The following is a 2,736-nucleotide window of genomic DNA, read 5'->3' on the forward strand; positions in this document are numbered from 1 at the left end:
GGGCGTGGTTTTGGGGGCGGAGGTGCTGGCTCTCATGGAGATTCCTCTCCAAGCGGCGCTGGAGCTGATGGCGCTGTCCTTATAAGATTGTGGAAAGAATGAATGGTTTATGCAGGTATAAAAAACAATGATAGTTTCTAAACGGACACTTATTGTCTGATGGCTTATAAACTGTATAGTTTCTTCTTATAAAGTCCCCTTTAAAGCCCTTTTTTCTGACAGTGTCAGGCTTATGAGAGAGTGTAGATGATTGTTATGGTCTCTTCATTAATTTGGAGAGCAAAATGACAATAGAATTTAAACTTCGTATTCACTTTATTAAGAATGGCAAGGGATCTAAGTTTTTAGCAATATTTGATCAGACAGCCGTCGGTATGGTCGTAAAATCCTTGATGTTAACGTGCAAATTTATCCCCTCCATGCACTTATTCTTCTCTTTACGCATGAGGTGGAGAAAAGAAAAACAAGTCTAGACGATAAGGGTTTCTAATGGGATGTTACTGTTTTTCCCATTTTAGCACTTATAATGTAAGCTATTTGTTGACATTAACAGTATTTTACGCTATATAAAAGAATGATTAAAACGTTTAAAAGCAAAACATTGGCAGAATTATTCAAAACGGGAAATTCATCCAAGATTGATAAGAAACTTGTAAAACGTATCATGGTTCGTCTTGATCGTTTAGATATTTCTGAAAGACCAGAAGATATGAATCTTCCAGGATTCAACTTTCATTCTTTGATTGGATATTCACCCACTCGTTACACTGTCCACGTTAACGGACCATGGTGTATTACCTTTGAATTTGACTCATGTAATGCTTACCGTGTTGATCTTGAACAATATCACTAAGGATACAGTTATGAATGACATTCCTGCACAAAGAGATAAAAACCGTTGTCCTACTCATCCAGGAGAAGTTTTAGCAGAAATTATTCCTGAAACAGGCAAAACAAAATCAGAAATTGCGCAGATGCTTGGTATATCACGCCAACATCTCTACGATATTCTGAACGCAAAAAAACCTGTTTCTCCTTCTATTTCCGCTTGTCTTGGCAAAATGTTTGGTGATGGAGCTGCTATATGGTTACGTATGCAAGCTAATTATGACGCTTGGCATGCTGAACGTGAAACAAATGTTAGCAAAGTTCCAACACTTCACGCTGTTTGATCTCTTCCTCACTCTCAAGGGATAATGTTTTATGGAATACTGGATAAATAATAATATTGAACAACATCCCCTGCTTTAAACATGTTCATCACTATTCAAAATGTCATCTAAACCACGATCTAAATCGTCTAATATATTTTGCGGTGCATCTGCATAAACAAAAGATTGTGCACCAGAACGTGCTTTTATTAATTCATGATATAAATCAACAGGAAGCATAATGATTTTTTCACGCCCTCGCTTTGTCAAAGCTACAGGTGTAGACATAGCCTCGTCTAAAATATCGCCTGCCCCGCGGTTTACATCTGTAAAACTATATTTTTTCATATGCACATCCTATCTTTAATGTATAATACGTATTATACGTACAATATGTATTATGTAAAGATATTTTATGCTGTTAACCACCTCCCCGCCTCAAAGACGAGGAGATAAAATCATGTTTTTAACTTAAGCTACTTTTACAACAGGGCTTACTAAAACTCGCTTGGCTTCTTCAACAAGCGTTTTATAATGTTTGCTCTCTTCTGCTAATGTAAAAGCTTTAACAAGATGCATGTGAAGCGGTCCATAAATATAAACAGCTTTTTCAGTAGGTCCCATTTCATCCCAGTTGCTTGGAAAATCAAAGCGTGTATCACGGTCATTATCAATTAATTGGTTTTTTAAATCATAGAAAGCTTTAACGAGGGCTTTTTTGAATGCACGCACCGTATCATTGTTACGCATATAGGTCATGAGTAGAGTGGCTTGTGGTTCGTTGAGAATAGCAACTTCTCTCTTTTGACCACCTTTACCGTCTCTTTTACTCACTTGGATTTCAAATCCAAGTGAACCAAACTCTTCAAAATCCTTACGATTATTGCGTACTAACTGTATAACTGTTTTATGCGTATTACCCACACCCTCTGCAATTTTTAAAGAAGTTGTAACAGCAATACCAGCATTGTTGATTGTCACTAAATTGTTCATGATGAACTCCTAATGGTTTTAATGTCTCTATTGACACCCCTAAGGGTGCCGGGCGTTAGAAACACGGCCATTAGTCCGTCGCTATGTCTTCCCCTCGTGAGAAGGTATTGTATAGCATAGCTACACCCGACAAAATCGTTATATGCCAATAATAGCATAAAAGACAATCAGTATTTTAAATGCATGGGAGAGATCTTACGTGACCTATCCGCTAATGGTTTAGTGTTTCTAGCACTTGTGATTCGATTAACATGAGGGTTTATTAGTGTCAATATGCTTTTAAAAAATTATTTCATATATTGTTGTTTTCAAAGGATCGCATTTGAAATGCTACCCTTTACTATTCACTCGCATTTGAAATGCGAGTGAACCAAAATCCTTATGATTTGCTGTTTTAAAGGGTGCGATTTCAAATCCAACCCTCATTTTTCCCATTCATTTTCATTCACCCCTCATTTAAAGGAGCATAAAGTATGGCAACAGGTTTTCTACACGGTGTTGAAGTCGTTGAAGTTGACGACGGCACCCGCCCCCTTCGCGCGGTTCAGTCTGCCGTTATCGGGATTGTTGGCACAGCACCCGATGCCGATGA

4 protein-coding genes and 1 pseudogene are annotated in these 2,736 nt (G+C 37.8%); 3 read left to right on the forward strand and 2 right to left on the reverse strand.

The features are described 5' to 3' along the window. Window positions 1-574 precede the first annotated feature (574 nt). Window positions 575-853: a type II toxin-antitoxin system RelE/ParE family toxin gene (locus ACFINI_RS09730; RefSeq protein ID WP_375618870.1), complete on the forward strand. Its 279-nt coding sequence runs from the start codon at window positions 575-577 to the stop codon at window positions 851-853. A gap of 10 nt (window positions 854-863) precedes the next feature. Next, the gene (locus ACFINI_RS09735; RefSeq protein ID WP_375638182.1) at window positions 864-1,172 is read left to right on the forward strand and encodes a HigA family addiction module antitoxin; all 309 of its coding nucleotides are present in this window, start codon (window positions 864-866) and stop codon (window positions 1,170-1,172) included. Window positions 1,173-1,247: 75 nt separating this feature from the next. Here ACFINI_RS09735 and ACFINI_RS09740 read toward each other — a convergent pair whose 3' ends face one another. Together ACFINI_RS09740 and ACFINI_RS09745 are read right to left on the reverse strand one after the other, a co-directional pair. Further along, the gene (locus ACFINI_RS09740; RefSeq protein WP_375628617.1) at window positions 1,248-1,499 is read right to left on the reverse strand and encodes a type II toxin-antitoxin system prevent-host-death family antitoxin; all 252 of its coding nucleotides are present in this window, start codon (window positions 1,497-1,499) and stop codon (window positions 1,248-1,250) included. Window positions 1,500-1,622: 123 nt separating this feature from the next. Continuing rightward, window positions 1,623-2,144, reverse strand: a complete 522-nt coding sequence (locus ACFINI_RS09745) for a Rha family transcriptional regulator (protein ID WP_273791639.1) — start codon at window positions 2,142-2,144, stop codon at window positions 1,623-1,625. A gap of 473 nt (window positions 2,145-2,617) precedes the next feature. Between ACFINI_RS09745 and ACFINI_RS09750 the strand changes: the two are divergent. Beyond that, window positions 2,618-2,736, forward strand: a pseudogene (locus ACFINI_RS09750) (phage tail protein); the annotation flags it as partial.

This window comes from Bartonella sp. AA56HLJMS (assembly GCF_042197145.1).
Classification (GTDB): Bacteria; Pseudomonadota; Alphaproteobacteria; order Rhizobiales; family Rhizobiaceae; genus Bartonella.

What these genes read in the sequence shown, in the direction of transcription:
- ACFINI_RS09730 (WP_375618870.1), top strand. Translation starts at nt 575, where the DNA reads ATGATTAAAACGTTTAAAAGCAAAACATTGGCAGAATTATTCAAAACG.
- ACFINI_RS09740 (WP_375628617.1), bottom strand. Translation starts at nt 1,499, where the DNA reads ATGAAAAAATATAGTTTTACAGATGTAAACCGCGGGGCAGGCGATATT.
- ACFINI_RS09735 (WP_375638182.1), top strand. Translation starts at nt 864, where the DNA reads ATGAATGACATTCCTGCACAAAGAGATAAAAACCGTTGTCCTACTCAT.
- ACFINI_RS09745 (WP_273791639.1), bottom strand. Translation starts at nt 2,144, where the DNA reads ATGAACAATTTAGTGACAATCAACAATGCTGGTATTGCTGTTACAACT.